The 23,494-nt window shown below is 66.5% G+C and carries 20 protein-coding genes; 9 read left to right on the forward strand and 11 right to left on the reverse strand.

The features are described from left to right. The first annotated feature begins 148 nt into the window (after positions 1–148). From G7Y49_RS06955 to G7Y49_RS06965, 3 genes are all read left to right on the forward strand, one after another. Positions 149–1,396, forward strand: coding sequence for a DUF1648 domain-containing protein (locus G7Y49_RS06955; protein WP_165172373.1), 1,248 nt, complete (start codon positions 149–151; stop codon positions 1,394–1,396). Positions 1,397–1,711: 315 nt separating this feature from the next. Further along, positions 1,712–2,242, forward strand: a complete 531-nt coding sequence (locus tag G7Y49_RS06960) for a GNAT family N-acetyltransferase (RefSeq protein WP_206214588.1) — start codon at positions 1,712–1,714, stop codon at positions 2,240–2,242. A gap of 9 nt (positions 2,243–2,251) precedes the next feature. Then, on the forward strand, positions 2,252–3,607 hold the full coding sequence (locus G7Y49_RS06965; RefSeq protein ID WP_165172377.1) for an MFS transporter: 1,356 nt from the start codon (positions 2,252–2,254) through the stop codon (positions 3,605–3,607). A gap of 8 nt (positions 3,608–3,615) precedes the next feature. Here the strand turns inward: G7Y49_RS06965 and G7Y49_RS06970 are convergent, their stop codons facing one another. Both G7Y49_RS06970 and G7Y49_RS06975 read right to left on the reverse strand, forming a co-directional pair. After that, positions 3,616–6,162, reverse strand: coding sequence for a molybdopterin-dependent oxidoreductase (locus G7Y49_RS06970; RefSeq protein WP_165172379.1), 2,547 nt, complete (start codon positions 6,160–6,162; stop codon positions 3,616–3,618). Positions 6,163–6,167: 5 nt separating this feature from the next. Further along, a complete protein-coding gene (locus G7Y49_RS06975) occupies positions 6,168–6,533 on the reverse strand; it encodes a C-GCAxxG-C-C family protein (RefSeq protein ID WP_165172381.1) in 366 nt (121 codons plus the stop codon). Positions 6,534–6,657: 124 nt separating this feature from the next. Here G7Y49_RS06975 and G7Y49_RS06980 point away from each other — a divergent pair, with 124 nt between their 5' ends. Further along, positions 6,658–7,419 carry a DUF2703 domain-containing protein gene (locus tag G7Y49_RS06980; protein WP_165172383.1) on the forward strand — a complete coding sequence of 254 codons (762 nt, stop codon included), beginning with the start codon at positions 6,658–6,660 and terminating at the stop codon, positions 7,417–7,419. A gap of 43 nt (positions 7,420–7,462) precedes the next feature. Here the strand turns inward: G7Y49_RS06980 and G7Y49_RS06985 are convergent, their stop codons facing one another. From G7Y49_RS06985 to G7Y49_RS07005, 5 genes are all read right to left on the reverse strand, one after another. Then, positions 7,463–8,062: a leucine-rich repeat domain-containing protein gene (locus tag G7Y49_RS06985; RefSeq protein WP_165172385.1), complete on the reverse strand. Its 600-nt coding sequence runs from the start codon at positions 8,060–8,062 to the stop codon at positions 7,463–7,465. Between the two features lie 95 nt (positions 8,063–8,157). Then, positions 8,158–9,876: an ABC transporter permease gene (locus G7Y49_RS06990; protein WP_165172387.1), complete on the reverse strand. Its 1,719-nt coding sequence runs from the start codon at positions 9,874–9,876 to the stop codon at positions 8,158–8,160. Further along, a complete protein-coding gene (gene phnC, locus G7Y49_RS06995) occupies positions 9,877–10,659 on the reverse strand; it encodes a phosphonate ABC transporter ATP-binding protein (RefSeq protein ID WP_165172389.1) in 783 nt (260 codons plus the stop codon). It lies immediately after the preceding gene. Between the two features lie 62 nt (positions 10,660–10,721). Further along, positions 10,722–11,816, reverse strand: a complete 1,095-nt coding sequence (locus G7Y49_RS07000) for a PhnD/SsuA/transferrin family substrate-binding protein (RefSeq protein ID WP_165172391.1) — start codon at positions 11,814–11,816, stop codon at positions 10,722–10,724. A 313-nt stretch (positions 11,817–12,129) separates the two neighbouring features. After that, positions 12,130–13,185: a hypothetical protein gene (locus tag G7Y49_RS07005; RefSeq protein ID WP_165172393.1), complete on the reverse strand. Its 1,056-nt coding sequence runs from the start codon at positions 13,183–13,185 to the stop codon at positions 12,130–12,132. 218 nt (positions 13,186–13,403) lie between these two features. Between G7Y49_RS07005 and G7Y49_RS07010 the strand changes: the two genes are divergently transcribed. The 3 genes from G7Y49_RS07010 to G7Y49_RS07020 all read left to right on the forward strand — a co-directional run bounded on the left by G7Y49_RS07010 (position 13,404) and on the right by G7Y49_RS07020 (position 16,995). Further along, on the forward strand, positions 13,404–15,020 hold the full coding sequence (locus tag G7Y49_RS07010; protein WP_165172395.1) for a lipopolysaccharide biosynthesis protein: 1,617 nt from the start codon (positions 13,404–13,406) through the stop codon (positions 15,018–15,020). Positions 15,021–15,093: 73 nt separating this feature from the next. Further along, positions 15,094–16,161 carry a DUF4013 domain-containing protein gene (locus tag G7Y49_RS07015; protein WP_165172397.1) on the forward strand — a complete coding sequence of 356 codons (1,068 nt, stop codon included), beginning with the start codon at positions 15,094–15,096 and terminating at the stop codon, positions 16,159–16,161. Between the two features lie 291 nt (positions 16,162–16,452). Beyond that, positions 16,453–16,995 (forward strand): CarD family transcriptional regulator, encoded by a 543-nt coding sequence (locus G7Y49_RS07020; RefSeq protein WP_165172399.1) that lies wholly within the window; start codon positions 16,453–16,455, stop codon positions 16,993–16,995. Here G7Y49_RS07020 and G7Y49_RS07025 read toward each other — a convergent pair. The 4 genes from G7Y49_RS07025 to G7Y49_RS07040 all read right to left on the reverse strand — a co-directional run bounded on the left by G7Y49_RS07025 (position 16,985) and on the right by G7Y49_RS07040 (position 19,606). After that, entirely contained in the window at positions 16,985–17,392 is a 408-nt protein-coding gene (locus G7Y49_RS07025) for a type II toxin-antitoxin system VapC family toxin (RefSeq protein WP_165172401.1), read from the reverse strand. The two genes, G7Y49_RS07020 and G7Y49_RS07025, sit on opposite strands and share 11 nt — an antisense overlap. Before the next feature lie 17 nt (positions 17,393–17,409). Then, a complete protein-coding gene (locus G7Y49_RS07030) occupies positions 17,410–17,640 on the reverse strand; it encodes an antitoxin (protein WP_165172403.1) in 231 nt (76 codons plus the stop codon). A gap of 89 nt (positions 17,641–17,729) precedes the next feature. Then, a complete protein-coding gene (locus tag G7Y49_RS07035) occupies positions 17,730–18,968 on the reverse strand; it encodes a putative ABC transporter permease (protein WP_370519621.1) in 1,239 nt (412 codons plus the stop codon). Between the two features lie 260 nt (positions 18,969–19,228). Then, positions 19,229–19,606, reverse strand: coding sequence for a cysteine-rich small domain-containing protein (locus G7Y49_RS07040; protein WP_165172407.1), 378 nt, complete (start codon positions 19,604–19,606; stop codon positions 19,229–19,231). Positions 19,607–20,467: 861 nt separating this feature from the next. Between G7Y49_RS07040 and G7Y49_RS07045 the strand changes: the two genes are divergently transcribed. Both G7Y49_RS07045 and G7Y49_RS07050 read left to right on the forward strand, forming a co-directional pair. After that, complete coding sequence (locus tag G7Y49_RS07045; protein WP_165172409.1) at positions 20,468–22,606, forward strand: hypothetical protein; 2,139 nt, start codon at positions 20,468–20,470, stop codon at positions 22,604–22,606. Positions 22,607–22,822: 216 nt separating this feature from the next. Then, on the forward strand, positions 22,823–23,491 hold the full coding sequence (locus G7Y49_RS07050) for a DUF4430 domain-containing protein (RefSeq protein ID WP_206214589.1): 669 nt from the start codon (positions 22,823–22,825) through the stop codon (positions 23,489–23,491). Positions 23,492–23,494 lie beyond the last annotated feature (3 nt).

Below are 23,494 nucleotides of genomic sequence, written 5' to 3' on the forward strand. Positions count from 1 at the left end.
GGCGCGGCCGGCTTCGCGGCTGCGAGCGGCTGCGGCCCCGCGGGTGCGGGCGGCTGCGGACTTGCGGCTGCGGGCGGCTGCAGCCCCGCGGGCCGCCCTGCCGCGTCTCCCGCCCCCTCTGTCCCCACGGCCTGACGAAGGAGCCTTCATGGAGACCCTCTTCCCCCTTGCCCTGCTCGTCCTCACGGTGCCGCTCGCGGGCGGCCTCATGGCGGCGACTCCCTACCTCATGCCCAAGCGCGAGTGCTTCGCGGTGACCGTCCCCGAAAGCGCGCACGCCGACCCTCAGATCAAGGCGCTGAAGAGCCGCTATGCGCGTATCGTGGCCGCCCTGACAGCCGCCCTCACCGTGCTCGCCGCCCTCGCGACGGCGCCGCTCGCCCAGGTGGGCTACTCGGAGGCCGACGCCAACGCGCTCATCGGCGCGATCGCGCTTCTGGCCCTCATCCCCGCAGCGGCGTCGTTCGTCCTCATGCTGCGCAATCGCCGCAAGGTGATGGCGATCAAGCGCGAGCGCGGCTGGCATGCGCCGCGTCAGCAGGCGGCGGCCCTCGTGGCGGAGGGCGACGTCCCCGGCCCCGTGTCGCTGGCATGGAACCTGCTCTATCTGCCCGTCATGCTCTTCGTGGCCGCGCTCGGCGCGACATGGTACCCCCTCATGCCCGACATGATTCCCATGCACGTCGACTTCGCGGGCAACGTGAACGACTACAGCCCGAAAAGCCCCTGGTCGGCTTCGTTCCCTCTGGTGGTGATCGCGTTTCTCGCCGCGACGCTCATGCTGTGCCACTGGTCGATGACGCGTTCGAAGCGCCCGACCAACCCCGGCGCGCCGATGACCTCGGCCTTGGCTTACGGCCTGTTCGCCCGCGCGCAGAGCATCTTTCTGCTGGCATGCGGCCTGATCCTCTCGCTGACGATGGGCGTTGCGTTCATGGCGTCGTCGGCGGGCTTCATCACGCTCAACGCGGCGGCGGTCATCATCTGCGCGGCGTGCGTTCCCGTTGTGGCAGGCTCCCTCATCTTGGCCGTGGTCTACGGGCAGAACGGATCGCGCCTGTTCAGGCGCATGGAGGCGGCGGGCGCTGCCAGCGCGGGCGCAGCTTTGGGCACGGGCGCGGCTCCTGCGACGGGCAGCTCGGCGGGTGCCTCGTCGGGTGCGGGCGCGGCGTCTGGCGACGCGGCGGCCGACGCGCCCCTCATGCCCTTCGACGACGACGCGCACTGGAAGCTCGGCGTCTTCTACTTCAACCCCGACGACGCGAGCCTGTGGCTGCCCGAGCGCTTCGGCATCGGCTGGACCATAAACCTCGCGCGCCCTGCTGCCCGGGCCTTCATCGGCGGGTTCGCGTTGCTGACCATCATGTTCGCGGCGTTGTGCTTCGCCATCGCGTAACGCGCCGCGCGTGCGGGCGCGCGATGTGGTAGGCTTGCAGCGAACGACACCGATCAGCCTCAGACGACGGAGAGGCGCCGTCGCGCCGCCGTCGCGCGGCGCGCACATCCCCAAGGAGCCGCCATGCCCGCATCCACGCCGAAGCCCACCCCGGCCTCCGCATCCACATCCGCACCCGCCACCCCGACCACCCCGGCCTCTGCCCCAACTCCCGCCCCAACTGCCCTAACCCCCGCCACCCCAACCTCCGCCCCCGCTCCCGCCCCCGCGCGTGCCACCCTAGCCCCCGCACCCATCAACCCGCGCGACCTCGCGGTGACGCGCGCCGCGCTCGCCGACATCCCCCAGGTCATGGGCTTCTACGATGACGTGATCGCCGCGGTTTCGGGAACCGACAACGACCCTCTGTGGGAGCGCGGCATCCATCCCTCCGAGGACGAGCTCGCCTGCGCCGTCCGCGAGGGCGGCCTGCTCATAGGCTGGCTCAGCCTTCCCGAAGGCGGCCGCGTGCTCGCCTCGGCGATCATCGTGAACGAGGAGGTGGCGGAAGGCTACGACAAGGTGCCCTGGCGCGTTGCGGCGCAGCCGCACGAGGTGGCCGTGGTGCACCTGTTCGCCGTCCACCCGAGCCTGCAGGGGCGCCGCATCGCGCACGCTATGATCGACCGCGTGCGCGAGATCGCACGCGAGCAGGGAAAGCGCGTCATCCGCCTCGACACGCTCGGCACCAACGAGGGCGCGCAGCGCCTCTACGAGCGCTACGGGTTCGACAACCGCGGCCATGCGCGCCTGGCCTACGCCGACCCGCGCGTCACCGACTTCGTGCTGTACGAGCTCGAGCTGTAGGGGATTTCCATGTCGACGGTGAACCCGGGCGTCTACAAGGCCATACTGCGCGTGCGCGCGGCGTACCCGTTCGACGCGGGCGCGTTCCTCATGCGCTTCTACGTGTACATGATGAACATCGGCACCGTCACCATGCTCACGCTGGCGGGCTACTCGTTCTTCACGGCGGGGCTCGCGACGTCGGCCATCGCGCTGGCCACGTTCTTCATCTCGCCCCGCGTGTCGAAGCTGATTGACGAGCGCGGTCAGTCGCGCGTGGTGCCCGTCGCCGCAGCCGTCACCATGGTGGGGCTCGCGATCATGCTGGTGGACGTGAGCCTGCGCGGGCCGGAGTGGGTGCTGTTCGCGGCGGCCGTCCTCATGGGGTTCGTGCCGAGCCCCCAGGCGCTGCCGCGCGCCCGCTGGACGTACCTCATCCGCACGGGGCGCCTCGGCGACGCCGCGCCCGACCTGCGCACCATGTTCTCCTACGAGGGCGTGCTCGACGACATCGGCTTCATGTTCAGCCCGTCGATCTCCATCGCGCTGGCCACGGCCATCGCGCCGGTGGCGGGCCTGCTCGCCGGCGGCATCGCGTTCGTGGCGGGCACCGCGGTGCTCACGCTGTCGAGGTCGACCGAGCCCGAGCCCGGCTGGACGGCGAAGGGCGCGGAGGGGAAGGACGCTGCGGCCTCGGACGTTGGGGCGTCTGCGGAAGGCGGCGAAGGGGAGGGCGCCGCGGCGTCTGCGGCGCTCGCGTCCGACGCGCGCCACGGGAGCGTGATTCGCACGTCGCCGGTGGTGCGCGTGCTGTTCGTGCTCATGATGTTCGTGGGCGCGTTCTACGGCGTGTTCGACACCGCCACCGTGTCGCTCGCGGAGGACCTGGGCAACCCCAACATCGCGAGCGTGATCCTCGTCGTCGCGTCGTGCGTGTCCATGGCCATGGGGTTCGTGTTCGGCATGGTGAACCTGCGCGTGCCGCAGCATGTGCAGCTGGTGGGGTGCGCGGTGCTCATCGGGTGCGCGTACGGCACGATGTGCCTCATCGACTCGGCCGAGACGCTCTTCGTGGTGTCGACGCTCGCCGCGCTGTTCTACGCGCCCTTCCTCATCGTGGCGAACGCCACGTGCGAGCGCGCGGTGCCGGGCGATCGCCTCACCGAGGCCATCACCTGGATGAGCGCCGGCAGCACGTGCGGCATGGCGTTCGGGCCCTCCATCGGCGGCATGATCATCGACCGGTTCGGCACCATCGCAAGCTTCGACTTCGGCGCCCTGCTCGCCATCGCTATTCCCGTGACGGCCCTCTGCTGCTTCCGCCTGATCAAGCGCAACGTGCGCCCAAGCGCCTACGTCGAGGTGGCGCGCAAGCCCGTGAAGTAGCGCGTCTCTCAGGCCCTCTCCACGCGGATGCGGGCGAGGCCCCCGTGGCGCGCGGTGGCGGAGCTCACGCGCTCGTACGCGGCGGGGATGAGCTCATTGTTGTTGCCGCCGCGCGGGATGCCGTGTTCGAAGTCAGCTGCGGCGACGCGCCCGTAGGCCCAGTGGCCCTGCCCGTAGCACTTCGCCGCCACGCCGGGGCGCGTGCCGTCCCACGCCTTCGCGCGGCATGTGATCGATCCCTGCACTGAGGTCACGCGGACGGCGTCGCCCGAGGTCAGACCCAGCTTCGCCAGGTCATCGGGGTGCAGCTTCAGCACGTCGTCCCAGGCCTCGTCACCCGGGTCGGTGCCCTTCAGGCGCTGGAAGCGCTCCGTGTTGGCCGCGCGGCCCTCAAGCGAGAGCCGTGAGCGGTGCTGCGTGAGGACGAGGGGGAACGCGTTCTCGTCGCCGAGGCGCACGGGCGGCTCGGCGTGCGGGACGAGCGCCAGCGTGCCGCGCGCTTCGTATCCGAGCGTGGAGAGGGCCTCGTCGAAGCCGAGGTCGTGCTTTCGCGCGTATTCCTCGAGCAACGAGCGGAGCTTCTCGCTGACGAACTCGAAGCGGCCCGAAGGCGTGGGAAGCGGCTCGACGGGCTCGCTGTCGCTGCGGCCGACGACGTGCTCGCTGTTCCACACGCCGCATGCGCGGAACGCCTCCCATGCTTCGCGTGCGCTGCTCCCGTCTTTGTCCCAAAGGGGGCGCAGCATGCGCTTGACGGCGAACTCTCCCAGCTCGCGGCCGTTTTGCGGCGCGGCGCCCGTGCAGGGGTCGCACACGGAGCGATAGTAGCGCAGAGGTGCGTCGAACTCGCGTTCTGCCAGCTTGACGGCCAGGTCGAACGGAAACTCGGTCTCGTCGCCGCGGCATTCCCCCGGGGCCTCCACGCTGGGCTGCTCGAGCGTCGCGCACGAGATGCCACCCATGCGCGAACGCGCGAACCCCCAGTCTTCGAATAGGTGGTGGCGTGCAGGCAGCACGATGTCGGCGAACATCGAGGTCTCCGAGAGGCTTGTGGTCACATGGACGAAGAAGGGCACCCGCGCGAGCGCCTCCTCCCAGCGCTGCGCGCCGGTGCATGAGTACGCCCAGTTCACCCAGTAGGCGATGAGCGTGTCGAGCTCGTAGGGCTCACCGTCCAGGATGCCGTCAGCTACGGCGTTGATCACGGGGTAGCTGCCGAGCTTGCCGGCCTTGGCTGCCGCGAGCCCCTGGTCGTGACGGTGATCGACGGGAGGTAGGGCGTTTGCCTCGCGTGCCGCCTCGTCCTGAAACGGCTCGGTGGAGGGGAGCGCCGAGGTGGGGATGCTCGGGAACCGCAGCACGCCTCCCTCGGTGCCGATCGACCCCACAAGCCCGTTGAGCGCATAGCAGGCCATGCCGGCGTAGAGTCCGCGGGCGCACATGGTGACGCCGGGGGAGATCCACGAGATGGCGCGGGGCCCGGCGGCGGCGAAGGCGCGCGCCGTCTCGTGGATGACATTGGCGCCGATGCCGCAGCGCGTCTCCGCCCAGGCCGGCGTTGCGTCCTTGAGGGCCTCGTTCCACCAGGTGACAAGGCCGTGCGTGCTGACTTCGGCGAAGGCGTCCTCGTCGATGCGCATGCCTGCTTCGAAGCGCTGCGTGGGCGCGTCCGGTGCGAAGTCGCCCGCGTACGCGCGGTTCCACAGGCCCTCCGTCAAGATGACGTGCGCCATCGCGCAGGCGAGCGCGCCGTCGGTGCTAGGGATGACGGGCAACCAGCGATGCGGTGTGTCGCCGTCCGCATCAGCCGCGACGGCCACGCTGGTTGCGCTGGCCACGTCGGTTGCGTCGGCCGCGTCGGCCTTGGCGCCCGCTTCGTCCTCTCCGCCCATCGCGTCCTCGCTCCCGCGCAGCAGGTACTCGGCGGTGAGGGAGCGATGCGGACTCACGACGGTGACGTGAGCCCGCCTTCGCAGGTCGGGAGCGCATCGCAGGAAGCGCGCCTTCATGCGGTTGCCGACGAGCGGGTCAGTCCCCCACATGATCACGTGCTCGACTCGCTCGAAGTCGTAGTCGTGGTAGTCCCACGTTCCGTCGAGGCATCCGGTTGCGAGCTTCTCAGCCTCGGCGCAGATGCTGTCGTGGTCGAGGCGGTTGGGCGTGCCGTAGATGTCGGGCAGCGCCTTCATGAGCAGGTTCGCGATGCCCGTGGAACGTCCCTTGGCGAAGGCGACGCGATGTCCCTCGCCGCGCGTGCGTAGCGCCATCAGGCGGTCGGCTATCTCATCGAGCGCCTCGTCCCAGGTGATGCGTTTGAAGCGCGGCTGCTCATGGCGGTCCTTGCGCGGATTGGTGCGGCGCAGGGGGTAGAGCAGGCGGTCGGGGTCTCGTCGCTGCTCCTCGGCGATGCGCACGTTAGGGCACGTTGTGCCGTGCGTTGCCGCACAAGCGGGGTTACCCTCCACGCGCACGTCGCCGTCGGCCTCCACGCGCACGGTCACGGGGCAGTTCGCCAGGCACCCTTGGCAGGTGGAGGGGATCTTCGTCAGCTTCACTACGGCTATCCCTCCAGCACTTCGTCGACGAGGGCGCAGCCCTTCTTGATGCAGGCGTTGCACGACACGTGGTGACGCATCAGGTCGGAGCACGTGAGGAAGCCGAGCTCGCGCTGGAACGCGTGCACCATGGGCTCGGTCGCGTCTGCCCGACCTGCGAGCCCCGTCAGCATAAGGGCCGCGATCAGCGCACCGCAGGTGCCGCCGTGCGCCATGCCGTGCCCGAGTGGTTCGCCGAGGCGCATGGCCTGCTTCGGCTTCAGCCCGACCTCGCCGCGATACCTCATGAGCATGAACTGCACGCAGTTCTTCGGCGCCGCTTCGCACGACGTGCCCTTCTGGTCCTTCTTCGTTTTCTTGCCTTTTCCCATATGACGGCTCCTCGTGCGGTTTGGGCGGCTTGTCCGCGCGCCTCGCGCTTCTTTCCCTCAACAAGGAGTATTATAGGCTCATCACAACTATTGGATATGGAGTATTGCAACGAAAGGATGAAGAGTGGCGAAGCTTGAGGACAAGGAGCCCTGCTGCTGCGGCTCCGAGGAGCAGGGCGAGGACAAGGCCGAGCAGTCCTGCTGCTGCGGCGACATCAAGAAGAAGAACAAGAAAGAGAAGAAGTCCAAGAAGGGCAAGAAAAAGAAGGAGGGCAAGAAGTCCAAGGAAACCGAGCAGTCCTGCTGCTGCGGCGATTCTGGCTGCTGCTCCGACAGCGCCTACAGCTGCGAGGACGATCCGTACAAGGGCTACAAGAAGAACGTCATCGTGGACTTCCTGTTCCTCGACCTCACGGTGTGCGACCGTTGCCAGGGCACTGACGAGCGCGTGGCGCGCGCCGTCGAGAAGTGCCGCCCGGTGCTCGAGGCGTGCGGCTACAACCTGGTACTCAACCAGATCGACGTCGAGAACGCCGCGCTGGCCGAGCGCTATCGCTTCTACAGCTCGCCGACGGTTCGCGTGAACGGCGTGGACGTGTGCCCCTCCATCGAGGAGAACGACTGCGACTGTTGCAGTGACATCAGCGACTACGACGTGAAGTGCCGCGTCTTCCCCTTCAACGGCACATACTACGAGGTGCCGCCGACCGACATGCTGGTGGCCAACATCATCGACACGGTCATCAAGCAGAAGAAGGCCGATCCGGAGGAAGGCCCCTACGTGCTGCCCGAGAACCTGCGCGGGTTCTTCGAGGGCAGGGAGCGCAAAGAACGCGAGGTGCGCGAGGGAGCTGCGAGCACATCAGCGGGTTGCTGCTGTTGTTAGCGAGCGATGCCGCGAAGGCGCCGCTCGCGTCGCAGCACATCTGCTAGGCGTCGGCGCCGAACGCGTCGTCGGCGAGGAAGTCAACGCTTGCGGGCAGCGCAAACGACCCGAGCGCGCTGCAGTTCCAGAACGCACGCGCGTCAAGCGCCACCAGCCCCTCAGGCAGCGCGACCTCGCGCAGGCACGCGCATCCGCAGAACGTCTCGCGCTCGATGAAGGCCACGCCTGCGGGGATCTCGACGTGCGCGAGAGCGGCACAGTTCTTGAAGCACGAGGGCCCCATCGACTCTAGCCTCTCGGGCAGGTCGACTTCCTCGAGGGCGAGGCAGCGTTGGAACGTCGCCTCGGGCAGCTCGGTGAGCGTGCGGGCGTCCGCGAGGTTTACCGCGCGCAGGCTCCGGCACCCGCGAAACGCCGCTTTCCCTACCTGCTCGAGGCTCGTGGGCAGCTCCACCCTCTCCAAACTCACGCACGAGGCGAATGCCTGCTCCTCGATGACGCGCACGCCCTCCGGCAGCGTCACTGCGCGCAGGTGGCGGTTGTTGGCGAATGCCCGTCGCCCGATGACGGCCACGCCGTCAGGCACGCGGACGCACTCGTCGCGCCCCGTGTACTCGTCCAATGTCAGCTTGAAGTCGCCCATGTGCTCGCGTGCTCCTCCCTTCTCGCACCTTGTGAGCCTTTCTCGTGCATTTCTCTGCGACGTGGCGCGCGCCAACCTTCCGTGCGAGCTTTTCCCTACCGATGCACGATGAAGCGCTTGCGCAGGTAGGTGGCGATCACCTCGAGCGTGATGGACACGGCCAAGCACATGTAGATGATGAGCCCCATCTCGTGCCAGTCGAACATGTAGTTCGCTACCATGTACAGCTGGTAGCCGATGCCGCCCGAACCGGCGATGGCGCCTACGGTCACCGCGCCCACGAAGTTGTTCTCGAAGCGGATGAACGTCCACGACAGGATCTCGTTGAGCTTGTCGGGCATCACGCCGCGCGTGACCACCTGCCCCCACGTGGCGCCTGTGGATCGCAGGGCGTCGAGCACGCCCTGGTCGGTCTCCTCGAACGCCTCGGAGAATGCCTTCGTCAAGAACGACACGGTGTGGAACATCATGCCCACCACGGCCGCCTCAGACCCCAGCCCGATAGCCACGGTGAACACGAGCACCCAGATGATGGTGGGGACGGAGCGAATGAGCGCCATAAGCGTCTTGATCACGTTGCTCACGCGTTTGCTCGACAGGTTGCATGCTGCCAGAAGCGAGAGCGCCAGCGCGATGGCCATGCCGCCGAGCGTGGTAAGCACGGCGATGCCGATGGTCACGCCCATCGCGCCGATCATCTCCTCGGCGGTGAAGTGAGCCAGATGCGGGCTTGAGAACATGATGACGAAGTACTTGAGGAAGTTCTCCGCCGCCTTCGCCACGTCGACCTTGCCGTAGTCCATCTGGAAGAACGTGAAGGCCGTCACTATCACCAGGAATAGGGCGAATGCCAGCAGGATGTAGTCTGACTTGCCCATGACCTTCAGCTGGATGCGTCCCGAGCGGCGCGTGCGCATCTCGCCGGCGTGGTCGCTCTGCAAGTCGACGCGGCGGCGCACGAAGTTCGAGGCCGACTCGACCAGGATGACCGCCACGGCGATGCAGATGATGACCAGTCCTGCGATGGGGTACTTGAACGTGCGGTAGTACCAGTTGAACACGAACCCGATGCCCGTGCCCGTGAGCATGCCCACCAGCGTGGCATCGCGGAAGTTCGTCTCGCACATATAGAGCACCCAGCTCGTGATCTGCGGAAGCGTGAGCGGGACGACGCCCTGCGCGATGATTTGGAACCGCGTGGCGCCTGCGGCGCGCAAGGCCTCGATGGGCTTCTGGTCGACCTCGTCGATGGTCTCCATGAAGGTGCGCGTCAGGAAGCCGAGGCTCTTGAAGAACAGGGCCAGATACCCTGTGAACTCAGCTTGCTTGAACGAGTACAGCAGGATGAACCCCCAGGCCACGGTGGGGATGTTGCGCAGGATGGTGGCGAATGCGCGGATGACCATCTGCACGGGACCGCCGAAGCCCGTCACGCGCGAGCCCAGGACCGCCAGGATGTAGGCGAGAATGGCTGCCAGCGTGCCGGCGGCGATGGCGTCGAGGATGGTGGTGAGCAGCGCATTCGCGATGCGCGGGAGCTGCTCGAGGGACTTCTCGTTGGGTGCGAACTCCTGCAGGAACCATATGAAGCCGCCGGGGAAGTCGAGCGCGGCGGCGATGGGGTTGAACCCGATGTAGTCGCTCGCGAAGAAGCCCATGAGGAGGAAGGCGGCGAGGATGCCCACCCACGAGGCGTACTTCTTGGGGAAGAAGCTCGCGCTCATGCGAGCCTCGCAGGCGCCTTTCTCGGCAGCCGCCGCGTCCTCGGCGGCGTCGGCGAGCTCGTTGCGGCGCGTCCCTCTCAGCCGGGCCATCTAGCAGCACTCCGCGAAAGGGGCGTTCGGGTTGTCTTCGCCGTAGATCTCGGCGATCTTGGCCGGCGTGAGCTCGGCCGGGACGCCGTCGAACACGATCTTGCCGCCCGAGATGCCGATGACGCGGTCGGAGAACTGCTGCGCGTACTCCACCTGGTGGAGGCTCACCAGGCACGCGATGCCCTTCTCGTCGGCTGCCCAGCGGAGGTGCTCCATGACGGTGCGGCTGCTTATGGGGTCGAGGCTGGCGATGGGCTCGTCGGCCAAGATGAGCAGCGGGTCCTGAACGAGGGCGCGCGCGATGCCCACGCGCTGCTTCTGCCCGCCGGAGAGCTGGTCGGCGCGCATGTAGGCGCAGCAGCCGAGCCCCACTTGCTCGAGCGCCTCGAAGGCGTTGCGCTTCTCTTCCTCGGAGAACAGGCTGAGAGCGCCTGCCAGGGAGTTCTTGTAGCCAAGACGCCCCTGAAGGACGTTCTCGATGGCGGTTGAGCGGTGCACCAGGTTGTAGTGCTGGAACACCATGGAGATGCGGCGGCGCAGCCCGCGCAGCTTGCGGCCGCGCAGCCCGCACACCTCGGTGCCGTCGAACAGGATCGACCCCTCCGTAGGGTCGATCAGGCGGTTGACGCAGCGCAGAAGCGTCGACTTCCCCGCCCCCGAGCTTCCGATGATGGAGACGAACTCCCCGCGCCTCAGGGAGAGGGAGGCCCCGTCAAGCGCCTTCGTCGAGCCGTCGTAGCTCTTCGAGAGGTTGGTGATGCGCAGGAGGTCCGCAGTGCTCACGGGGCCGTTCTCCTTTGGTCAGCGGTCGGTCGTTCGGGGGCAGGGGAAAGGGGAGGGAAGGCTTACTCCTCGCCGATCATCTTGCGGAAGTCGTCGTAGTAGCTGTCAGGTGCCGGGATGAAGCGAACCTTGCCGGTGGTCTGCTTGTACTTGGTGACGGTATCCTTGTCGGAGGGGTCCTTGAACAGCTCGGGGTTGTTGTAGACGGCCTCGGAGCCCATGTACTCGATGACGGCCTCGTTCATGTCGGCCGGGACGAACTCGGTGTTCACGACGAACGGGACGGCCGGCACGGGATAGGTGGTCACGACGCGCAGCTTGGTGCCCTCATACTCGTCGAATGGGGCCTCGAGGCCTGCCTTGACCTCGTACAAGGCGCCGAGCTCGCCGTTCTCGCCCTCGATGACGTTATAGTACGCAGCCAGGCCGGTGTCGTCGACCGAGCAGAAGCCGGCGTCGCCGATGAGCACGTTGAGCATGGCGTTGGCGTGACTGCCCCCGAAGTACACCGTGTCGAAGAACTTGCCGGACTCGCCCAGGTCGTCGGGGTTCTCGATGCCAAACTCCTTGGCCATGGAGATGGACGGGATGACGAAGCCGGAGGTGGAGGACAGCTCGACCCACGAGTAGTTCTGGCCCTCGAGCTGCTCCTTCGTGAGCTTGTAGGAGCCGTCGGCTTGCTTGTACTGTTCGGAGTTGTCCTCGAGCACGAGCACCTGGGAGTGGTAGGACACGGGGTTCAGCTCGCCTTCGCCGTCGGAGAGCACCCAGGCCACCTCGACCTTCGGGTTCTTCTTGTGCAGCTCCACGTACTCCTTGGCGCCGAGTGACGCGTAGTGCGCCTTGCCGGAGTTCACGGACTCGATGCACACATTGTAGTCGGTGGTGGTCATGGTTTCGCATGGCACGCCCGCACCCTCGCTGATGGACTCAGCCATGAGGTCGCGCATGTTCTCGTACTTGCCTTCGGAGGCACCTGGCTCCCAGGCGAAGACGAGCTTCTCGGGTGCGGCTACTTCTTCGGTGGCGGCGCTGCTCGCTGCCGAGCTGCCGCTGCCGTTGCTTGAGGAGCAGCCCGTCATGCCCGCCATGACAGCACCGGCTGCGATGACGCTGCCGCCCACGATGAACTGGCGGCGATCAAGATTGAGTTCCATGTTCCTTCTCCTGTTCCATGGGATGAAAAGACAGAATCAAGTATAAGATTAATTTATATAATTTCAATACTTAATATTGGACAGATACTACTAAATGATCATAACAATCCCTTGGTGAGGGAGGAAAGGAGGCGTCAGATGGGGTGTTGGGGACAGGGGCGCTAGGTCGGTAGATCGGTAGGTTGGCGCGCCGTGCTTGGGGGGCAGATGCTTCGACTGCGCGCCCTTCGGGTGCTCCGCTCGGGATGACTAAGGGGAGGGGCGCCGTTCAGGACGACAGGGAGTCCGAGGTAATGGGACGTGCCCCGGACTTTTACTTGATGTCGGTCACGGCTATCGTCACGGGGGCCTGGCTGATCGAGCCGCCGGCGGAGATGGTGCCCTGCAGGGTCACGCGCGCGCCGATGCTCACCTCGCGGTCATCGGAGGCCGAGGTGAGGCAGAAGCGGTTCGTGGTCACGCCCTTGCCGTCGATGCTCACGTAGATGGTCTCGTCGGTGCGCAGCACGATGACGCCGTCGATCGACTCGATGGTCCCCGTGAGCTCCACCAGCTCTCCCGACGTGCACTCCAGCGACATGGTGGCGGTGCCGGGGTCGTTGCTCGCGCTTGCCTCGCTCGTCGTGACCTTGCCGGTCGACGTGACGGCCAGCTGCCAGCCCGTCGAGGCCGACCAGGTGGCGCTCAGGTTGACGTCGCAGGTGACGAGCTTGTTCTTCTCGGTCTTGCTCAGCGTTGCCGTGGCGGTGCCGCCCTTCTCGTCCATGTTCGAGCTCACGTAGACGCTGCATTCGGCGAATCGGTCGGCCAGCGAGGCGTCGTACGCGCGCAGAAGCTCGGGCAGCGCGGCTTCGATGGCGGCGGTGCTCGGCGCGCGCAGGGGCGACACGACGGGCTGCCCGAGCGTGACCTCCCCGGCGACCCAGGTGCTCTCGTCGTTGTCGAAGGCGTAGGGCTGCGTGACGGGAACAACCACCTCGATGCTGCTGTTGCGGTAGTTGGCCGATGCGGACACGGTGCGGGTAGCCTCTTCGTCGGCCCCGGACTTGCCCTCCACGACCTCGCCTACGACGATGTTCTCGATGCGCGGCCCGATCAGGTTCGCCGTGTCGACGTAGGCGAAGCCGGTCAGGTCGGGCGCGGTGGTGAGCGAGGCCGAGAGGTTGGTGAGGGCCGTGCGCTCGGACAGCGAGGTGACCTGCTTCTTCTGCAGCGACGAGTCGACGGCTTTGAAGGCCACGTTGACGGCCACCCAGGCCAGAGCGGCCATGCACGCGACGACGAGCACCGCGATGGCCGCGCGCTTGGCGATGCGCACGCCCTTCGAGGGCTGCTGGGGCTTGCCGGTGCTGGGAACGAATCCGCTCATGCTGGGTCCTTTCGGGTCCGCGGGGCGCGCAGTCCTGCCGCAGATCAAGGGCGCGCTTTTGCGCTCACTGAGAATACTAGCCTCAACGGGGCCTCGTTGCAAAGCCTTTTCGCGCGGTGGTTTTGTGGGCCGTCTGTGTTGAAGGCGGAGGCTGACGCGCGGGCAACTATACTTTCAGCTGAAACACGCATCCCCCAAGGAGGACAAAACCCCGCCGCATGTCGCCGCAGAAGCCGCATATATTGGAGAAGCTGTCGAAGGGGGAGCGCCGCCAGGGACCCATCGCGCGCGTGGCGAACCGCTGGTTCGACCGCGTCATGGGCGCGGTGAAGGAAGGCGGCCTCTCGGGCCAGGACGAGGAGTACGCGGCCCACCGCACCACGCGCGACTTCGTGTGGAACACCGTGGGCGCCACCGCGTGGGGCGTGGTGTTCCCGGCGGTCACCATGATCGCCACCCAGCTGGTGGGCGCCGAGCAGGCCGGCATGGTGTCCATGGCGTTCGCCGTGGGCCTGCTGCTCATGTTCCTGGCGAACTTCGGCGTGCGCACCTACCAGATCTCCGACATCGACGAGGCGCACTCGTTCAACGACTACCAGATCAACCGCTGGATCACCTGCGCGATCATGGTGGCGGTGGGCATCGCGTACTGCAACCTCCGCGGCTACGGCGCCGAGATGTTCAACATCTGCATGGGCATCTTCGCCTACAAGATGGTCGACGGCCTCGCCGACGTGTACGAGGGGCGCCTCCAGCAGGTTGACAAGCTCTACCTGGCGGGCATCTCGCAGGCGTTCCGCTCGATCCTGGCGCTGCTCGCCTTCGCCGTCGCGCTTCTGATCACGCGCGACGCCGCGGTGGCCAGCGTCGCCATGGCCGTCGCGGCCGCGGTGTCGTTCGTCATCATCACCTACCCGCTCACGCTGCTCGAGACGCCGCGATCGCGCCGTGCGAGCGCGTCGAGCATATTCGTGCTGTTCAAGAACACGGCGCCCCTGTTCGTCGGGCTGTTTCTGTTCAACCTCATCGACTCCATGCCGAAGTTCGTCATGGAGGGCGCGCTCTCCTACGACAACCAGCTGTTCTACAACGCGCTGTACTTCCCCGCGCAGAGCATCCTCATCACGGCGCAGCTGGCGTACAAGCCGCTGCTCGTGCGCATGGCGGGCGTGTGGCAGGACAACTCGAAGCACCGCCAGTTCGACATGATCTCGGTCGGCATCCTGCTGTTCGTCGTGGCGCTGACGGCGGGGTTTCTCGTCGTCATGGCGTGGGTGGGCGTGCCGCTGCTGAGCTTTCTGTACGGCATCGACTTCGAGCCGATGCGCAACCTGCTCTACGTGATGATCGTGGCGGGCGGCGTGACGGCGGCCATCGACTTTCTGTACCAGGTCATCACGGTCATGCGCCGCCAGCGCGACGTCACCGCGCTCTACGTGGTGACGTTCGGCTTCTCGCTGCTCATCCCCTTGCTGCTCGTGTCGTTCACGGGGCTGCCCGGCGCCGTCCTGAGCTACCTGATCGTGATGTCCATCCTGCTCGTGCTTCTGGTGTGGGAGTACTTCCGCATCCGGCGCGACCTAGCGCAGGGCCGCCGCGTGGTGAACGAGCCGGCCGGCCCGCTGCACCCGGCTGCGGATGCGGGCGCGGGTGCGGACCCGGGTTCGGGCGCGAACGCGGCTGCGGGCTCGGGCGCGGAAGGGGCTGCGAGCGCGGGTGCGGGCTCGGGCGCGGGGCGCACGCGCAGGTCGCCGCGACCGAGCGAGGTGCGGGCGGAGCGCCTGCGCCGCGAGGAAGTCATGAATCGCCGTGTAACGAATAGGCGCTCGCGCTAGTTGCGCATGCATGCGGGCGTGTAGAATAGAGGGAATGTTTGACGTTACGCCTTCGGGCAGAAGGAGCGGTCTTATGAAATGCACAGCTTGTGGCGGGGAAGTCCCCGAGAATGCGGCGTTCTGCCCGCTTTGCGGACAGTCGCTGGCGGGCGAGGGCAGCCCGCATGATCCGGTGGTGGTGACGGTGGGGAACGTCCCGCCCGAGGACGTGGCGCAGGCGGGCGCGCAGCCTGCCGCAGACCCCTCGGGCGCTCCTCAGGCTCAGCAGCCCTACGCTGCTCCGGGCGCCAACCCCTACGGCGCTCCCGCCCAGCCCTACGCGGCCCCCGCGCCCCAGCCCCAACCTCAGCCCCAGCCCCAGGCGCAGCCGGTGTACCCCGTGGGCTGCGTGTCGGCGGCGATGGCTGACATCCGTGCGACGGACGGCTGGTTCAAGCGCATGATGTTCCTGGGCCTCGTGGGCTGCGTGCCCATCCTCAACTTCACGGTGGAAGGCTACGCGCTCAACTGGTCGCGCGAGGTGCCCTTCGGCGGCAGGACCGCCATGCCGAAGAGCGTGGTGAACGGCAAGAACTTCGAGATCGGCTTCTACTGCTTCGTCATCATGTTTGTGTTCAACCTGGTGGGCGGCCTCGTTGCGGGCATCGTGGCCCTCGTGCCGCTGCTCGGGTGGCTGGCTTCCCTCGCGATAGCGATCGGCGTGTCGATGTTCGCGAGCCTGTGCGCCACGCGCATGGCCATCATGCAGCAGCTCGGCGAGGGATTCAGGATCGGCGAGGCGTGGAACGTGCTCAAGCGCAACTGGACGGGGCTTGCGGTCGCGGTCATCGGGCCCTCGCTCGTGGCGGGCGTCGTCGTCGCGGCGCTGGTCTCCATCGGCTCGGTGTTCCTGGCGCTCGGCGTTGCCCTGCCTGCCTCTCTCGCGGTGTCGGCGGATGTGGCGAACGGCGCTCTGGCGCTGTTCGGCGCGCTCGGCATCGTGGGCGTGCTCCTGTTCGTGGCGCTGGTCCTCGTGAGCGTCGGCATCAGCATGATCGCCCACGTGGTGGTGCTCCGCGCCGTGGGTCACTGGGTCGGCCGCTATGCGCATGAGTGGACGACCGAGGCGTACCGCGCCGCCGGCTACGAGATGCCCCGGTAGCCGCCGCCGGCTACGAGATGCCCCGGCAGCCGCCGTCGGCTGCGGCGAACGGACAGCCCCGCCCGCCAGCTCTGGCGAGCTGTCGGCTGTCGCGAGCCGCGGATCGGCGGCAGCCACCTGCGTCAAGCCGTGCGGCCCCCCTGGTTCCCTTCGCGCGTCATAACGTGCCACCGAAAGCCGCCCGCCGAAACGGTGGGCGGCTTTCTTAGCTTTGATCAGGTACAATGGGATCAAGCCCCGCTTTCGCTCCATGCGTGCGGGTTTTTGTGGATCTCATCTGAGGGGGCTTGCATGTTCGCTGTTGGCGATACCGTCGTCTATCGACATCATGTCTGCATCATCGCTCGCGTGCGCGAGGCGTACTTCGAGGGGCGTGATTACTTCGAGCTGCACACGCTGTTCGAGAAGTCGCTCAAGCTGTACGTGGCAATCGACGATGCGGTGCCGCCGGTCATGCGCGCGCCGATGGAGGAGGACGCGGCCTACGAGCTCATCGACTCCATCCTCGACGCGGGGACCATCGACGAGTCCATCCTTCATGCGCACGGCACCACGCTCTCCCTGGTCGAGCGCCAGGTGAAGGAGGAGTACGAGCGCCGCCTGAAGTCGAACGACGCGCGCGACCTCATCCCCGTCATCAAGTCGGCCTACGAGCGCACGCGCGAGCGCGAGGACGCCGGCAGGCGCACCACCGCGGTCGACAAGAAGTTCCACGACCTCGCCGAGAGCCTGCTCTACGACGAGCTGGCCGTGGCGCTCAAGATGGACCGCGAAGAGGTGGACGCCTTCGTGAAGAAGCGCCTCGCCGTTCTCGAGAAGAAGCTCAGAAGCTGACCTCCTCCCAGGCCTCTATCTGCAGGCCCTCTACGCGCATGAACTCTCGGCAGTTGTTCGTCACCAGGACGGCGTCATGGGCGAGCGCCGTTGCGGCGATGACGAGGTCGTTCGGGCCGATGACCAGCCCCTTCCTCTCGAGGTCGGCGCGGACGCGGGCATAGGCGCCTGCGCAGAGCGAGCAGAACGGAATGACGTCGAACGCTGCGAGGAACTGCTCGACGGCCTGTCGGTTCTTCATGGGATGGGCGCTCTTGCATGCGCCGAGGCGCAGCTCTGCCTCCACCATCGCGGGGACCTTGAACAGCTGCGGGTCGCTTTCGCGAAGCATCTTCAGGGCGTAAGGGAGCCGGCCCCTCAGAAAGTCGACGCAGATGTTGGTGTCAAGCATATACATGGCAAGCCCTCCCGCCGTCAGAGCTGCGCGCGTGGCGCGTCAAGCCCCCAGGCGAGCTCTTCTGGCTCGCAAAACGTCTCGTCATCGACAGCGCCGTACAGGTTCCAGAACCCTGCTGGCCACTGATGCGACGAATAGGAGCGGATCGACTTCTGGGCCATCTTCGACAGGGAGAGCTTTTCCCTGCTTGCGTTTGACTTGAGCACGGACAAGGTCGGCTCGTCAAGGTAGAGCGAAAGCTGCGCCATGGCACGTCCTTTCCCCGAGGCAAGTATAAAAACAAGTATACGCTGCGGATGCGAAGAGGGCAAGGGGGGGCAAAGCCCCTTCGCGGGCGCTAGTTCGCGCGGGTGGAGTTGCTCGGGTCGATGGACATACTCTGGAAGCGCTCGGCCATCCAGTCGTTGTCGAAGTGCTCGGCGCAGAACTCCATGAGCGCGTTGTCGTTCGGCAGGCCGGCCAGGCGGCTGTACCAGCAGTCGAGCGATATGAGCGTCATGGCGCCGTTGAAGATCATGAGCGCGGCGCACACGGCGGTCAGCGAGTAGCGCCACCGCCAGGGGATGAGGTTCACGACGCGCAGCATGACGGGCAGGAGCAGCTTGATCCACATCACGCCGAGCACGCCCCACATGCACATGAACATGAAGTTGGTGCGCCCGCCGATGCTCAGGAACGTGCCGGTGTAGTCCCATGCGGTGACGCCGAAGGCGAACTGCAGAAACCAGCTGACGGCGTACTCGAACGCACCGCCGATCACGGCGCTGACCAGGAAGACCACGAGGATGTTCGCCTTGTGGAAGCGGTTGAGCGCTATCGTCATGAGCACGGCGCCGAAGCCGTAGATGGGCGAGAACGGCCCCCACAGCATGCCGGCGCGCACCTGGTAGTGGCCGGGGTCCACGATGACGATGTGGTAGACGGTCTCGATGAGGTCGCCCAGCACGCAGGCGATCACGAAGATCCAGAACAGGTTGAAGAAGTCGAGCGCGATGAACCCGCGACCCGTCTCGTCGAGGCCGAGGGTGCCCTCTTCGGCATCCTCGCGCGTCTCCATGTCGCGCAGCTTGCGCTGCAGCTCGCGCTCCTCGGAGAGCGTGGGGTCGATGTAGGTGAGCATGGCGACGAGCACCACGCCCGCCACCACGAACGCCAGCAGGTCGACGCTGATCCCGAACAGCATGAGGTTGCACAGAAAGTCGGTGATCAGCAGCACGATGATGAACTCGGCAGTCTGCCGCGCGCCGCGGCGCTTGTTGAGCACCAGGCGGAGGCCCAGGATCACGAACGCGACCACGGTGACGGCCACGCAGACCACCAGCACCACGTAGAGCACCTGCGTGATCATGGAGTCCTCGCTGAAGCCGCCCTCGCTGAACACGGTGCCCACCACGAGAAGCATGAGCACGATCTCGGGGATGAGGAGCAGGCCGCCGACGATGTTGAGCACGCCGAAGATCTTCAGGCCCAGCGGCGTCTTCTCGGAAGGGGCCTTGGGCGCGCGGCCGCCCGGCGCGGGCGCAGATGCGGGCTCGTCGAGGTCGAGCAGGTTGACCTGCTTCTCGTCAGGGGCTATGGCGGTCTTGCGATCGTCGGGCTGGGGCATGTCTCTCTCCAAGGTGTGGTTTGAAATGCAAGGGTAAAGCGAATCTACACTACCATACATCGCCGCGCCCGTCAGCGCGAAGGGCACCCTATTCCGTCAACTTTGCGTTAACGGGGGGAGGGGGTGCGCGCGGGGCTGTAAGGCGCGCGGGGCTACGGGCGCGCGAGCTTCGCTTTCCTGCTGGCGAACGGAGGACCTCCGTTAAATGAGCGCGATCATGATGAACGCGCTCATTTAACGCTGGGCAGATCGCCTCGTGAGGGTTTGGCGAGCTCTGCGAGCTCGGTGAAGCGGGCGCTCACGAGGGCGTTGCCGTTGGAGCCCTCGTGGGGGAGCGAGCAGCCGGAGCAGTCCTTCACGCCGTCGCCGACGTAGGCGAAGCGCCCGCCGCATGACGAGCCGAGCGCGTAAAGCGGGCAGAAGCAGAACAGGCAGTTGAAGTCATCAGGGTCGACGCCCTCGTGGCAGGGGAAGTACGGGCAGCCCCGGTTGGCGAAGAAGGGGAGCGCGGGATCGCGGAGAGGCTTGGAGTTGGGTTGCGCAAGGTCGCGAAAGGACTCGGAGTCAGGGGGCGCGGGGTCGCGAAGAGGTTCGGAATCGGGCTGCATGGGCGCTCCTCAGGTTGATGGGCTGGCGTCAAGATTAATGTATCACAGCAATCAACTCGGGCGATATCGCCAGTTATTGTGTCAGCTGCCCGCCTGCGCTCGGGCTCAACATCCTCGCTGCCTGCGAGCAGCGACACGGCCTTTTCGAACCCATGGGACTTGAGCAACCGACAACGCCCCCTTTCCATCCTGGGCACCGACAACGCCCTTTTTGCATCCACGGTTTTGGAAAGCTGGATGGAAAAGGCCCGTTGTCGGTGCTTTAGGCCCCGAAAACCACCGACAACGCGCCTTTTGCAGCCACTTTTCCTGGGAAATCGCCGATAACGGCCTCGTTTCATCCAGAATCACTTGAGGGGTGGATGGAAAAACATCGTTGTCGGTAACGTCGTCGGGTCGTCGGCGATCCACTGCGATTACGACGTCATGGCGTTTACGCTGGCGAGCATTCTCGATGATCGGCTCGAGATGGTTTCGCGTGGGGGTTGTCTGCGACGTGCTCCTTTGACGAGTTCCAGTTCGACGTCTCCATCCTCCCGCGCGCCTGGCGGTCAGGCGGTGCTACAATGGCCTGCGTATTGGCACTGATGGTTGCGCCGGTGGGGCGCGAGCTTGCTCGAGGTCGGGTGAGCTTGGGGGAATGAGGGTGCGAATCCCTCGCTATACCAGTAACCGTAAACGCCGATGGGCAGAAGGCTCGCAAGAGCGTTGCCGCGCGTGACGCGTTGCCCCTGGTCGCAGGGGTGCGCAGGCGCGAGGGCGGCGGCTTGACGCGAGATCGCAGGCATGTGGATCTGCCCAAGTGAGGCGAAGTCGGAATGCCCATCCATCGAATCGAGCCCTGGAAGGAGATTCCGACACATGGTTGGAACGAAACTCGCGCCCCCTGCGGGGTCTGGCGCAAAACTCACGACAAGATTGCTGGCGGCGCTCATGGCGCTCGTGCTGTGCGCGGGCCTCATGCCCGCCATCCCGGCATGGGCAGCGGAAGATCCCGCGGCCCCCGCGGCATCCGAGCAAACGGCAGACACCGCAACGCTCACGATAGTCAAGGGCGTTCCTTTATGGGGCGATGTCGCGCCCGTGGTCAACGCCTCTTTTGATTTCGAGAAGAACGCGACGATCGATGATCTGTTCAAGGCGGCGCAGCAGGCCGGGCTTATAAAGGGCTACGAGTTCGGCAACACGTTTGACGGTGAGAATTACTACCTCAGCTCCGTGACAACGGCCGACGGTACGGCGATCGCCGGCTCCGACGGTTACTGGATGAGCGGCGTCGACGGCGACAACGCAACCGCCGTCTCCCGCGACATAGCCCTCGAGGCGGGCAAGGCGTACCAGCTCGCGTGGTGCGCTAATGTTTCAGACATCCAGCCCACCAAAGAGCAGTGGACGGCGCTGGCTGCCAACGCCAAAGAGGTTGGCGCTGCCGCCCAGAACGCGAGCACGGTGACGCTTTCGCTGGTCAAGGGCGTCGGCTATGACAGCAATGGGAAAATGGCTGCACTTCCCGTTGTGAACGGAAAGTTCTCGCTTGCGAAAGATGCAAAGGTCGACGATTTGTTCAAGGCGGCGCAGCAAGCTGGGCTTATAAAGGGCTACGAGTTCGGCAGCACGTCTGACGGTGAGAACTACTACCTCAGCTCCGTGACGACGGCCGACGGAACGGTGATCGCCGGCTCTGACGGCTTCTGGATGAGCGGCGTCGACGGCGACAACGCAACCGCCGTCTCCCGCGACATGGCCCTCGAGGTGGGAAAGGCGTACCAGCTCGCGTGGTGCGCCAACGTTTCTGACATCCAGCCTACCAAGGACCAGTGGGTGGCATTGGCCAAGGTAGCCAAGAAGGCGCAGGGATCGGCCCAGGGCGAAGAGGCTGTGACGCCGAGCCCCTCGACGGCTAAGGTTGACGCGAGCGCCCTCGACGCCGATCTGGAGGGCGTCCACCGCACGCTGTTCGTCAGCCTCACGGCAGGATGCGCCGGCGCTGGCGGTCCGAGCGAGTCTAACGTGAGCGACTGGAACGCGCTGTCGATCGCTGCTGCGGGTCAGGCTTCGACTGCCAACAAGGACGCGGTCATCGCCGAGGCGCAGGCGAGCTACGACAAGCCTGACGGTTACAACCTGCAGCGCAGCATCCTCGTGTTGACGGCGCTGGGTGTTGACGCCACGAAGGTTCCTGCGGCCACGGGCACGATTGACCTGGTGGCGAAGTTGGCTGACACGGCTTCTGCCGTTGACTCGTACCCGACGAGCGCCGCCTTCACGCTGATGGCGTATGCAGCGGGGCCGTATGAGGTGCCCGCTTCCGCTGTCAACTCTGCGCAGGCTCTGCTTGACAAGCTGGCCCTGTCCCAGGAGGCAGGCGGCGGCTTCGCTTCAAGTTGGGGCGTTGACACAACGGCCATGGTCGTCCCTGCCCTTGCCGCCTACCAGGGCAATCCCCTTGCGAGCGACATGTTGTCGCATGCTTTGGGCTCCATGCGCTCCCTGCAGCAGGATGACGGCGGGTTCGGGAACGTGAACTCGACGGCCGTCGCCGTCATCGCGCTCTGCGCGGCGGGCGTTGACCCTGCTGGTGAGGCGTGGGCCACCACAACGGGCAGCACGCCCCTCAAGGCCCTGCTGGCGAGCGCCAACGAAGACCTTACGGGCTTCGTGATCCCCCAGGGGTACTCGCAGAAACTTGCCGACCAGCAGGGCTTCATGGCTCTTGTGGCCTATCAGGGGCTGAAGAACACGGGGGCTGCCTACAACGTGTACACCCAAGCTGCCAAGGGCGAGGCGGCGCTTCCGAGCGTGCCGAATCCGCAGGATCCCGCTGCTGGTCAGACGACTCAGGGCTCCCAAGCTCCTTCCGGGAGCGCTTTGGCTCAGACGGGAGATGACGCGGGGGCTTCGGCTGGCGTGGTCGCAGCTGCTTTGCTCGGCGCGCTCGCCTGCGCGGTGACCGCCCGCCGCAGGGCGTCGCGCGCGGCGCAAGACGCCGTGGTCCGCTAGGCGAAGAGCATGGTTGACCTCGATCAGAAAAAAGAGAACGGCGCCCTCGGCAATGAGTCGGGGGCGCCTCGTGCTGACGCTGCGGCGGGCTCTGATACGCGGGTGATTCCTGCGTGCGCTGCGGGGACAGAGGCCGATGAGCTTGCAACCGCCGCCGCGCCCGCTTCTACGCGAAGCAGGCGGCCCGTTGTCATCGGGGCGCTTTGCGCGGCGTTGGTGCTGGTCGTCGCAGCGTGCGTGTTCGCGTTCGGCTCTCCGAGCTCGGTTGTCGAAAGCGGGCCCGCAGCGCAGGGGTCATCGCAAAGCCAGCAGGCCGACCCAGCTGAGGGCGCTGGCGAAGGCGGCGCGGCGGGGTCGGGCGATTCTTCCGAGGCCGCAGCTGGCGGCGAATCCTCCGCAGACGCTTCCGCTGAGGGCTCTGCCGACGGCGGCGCCGGCTCGGCCGACGCTGCCTCTGGCGGCGATGCTGTCGCGGGCGCCGCTGCGGGCGGCGCGGCGGCATCGGGTGGCGCGGGTACGTCGGGCGCCCCGGGCGCTTCCGCTCCCGCCGCCACGCCTTCCGCACCCGCACCCGCTCCCGCCACCATCACGGTGTCGGTCTACGTCGACAGCTCCAAGGCCGCGAGCGCGGGCTACCCCGGCTGCATGGCCTCCACGTCGGTGAGCCTGCGTGAGGGCGCGACGGCGTACGACGCCCTGTGCGCGTCAGGCGTGTCCGTGAGCGGCTCAAGCTCCTACGTGACGGCCGTCAACGGGCTTGCCGAGAAGCAGGTCAGCGCGGGAAGCGGCTGGATGTACTCAGTCAACGGCTCCACGCCGATGGTCCCCGCGGGCGGATACGTGCTCTCATCAGGCGATTCCGTCCGCTGGTACTACGTCGTCTAGTCG

Source organism: Adlercreutzia sp. ZJ242 (assembly GCF_011038995.1).
Lineage (GTDB): Bacteria > Actinomycetota > Coriobacteriia > Coriobacteriales > Eggerthellaceae > CAAEEV01.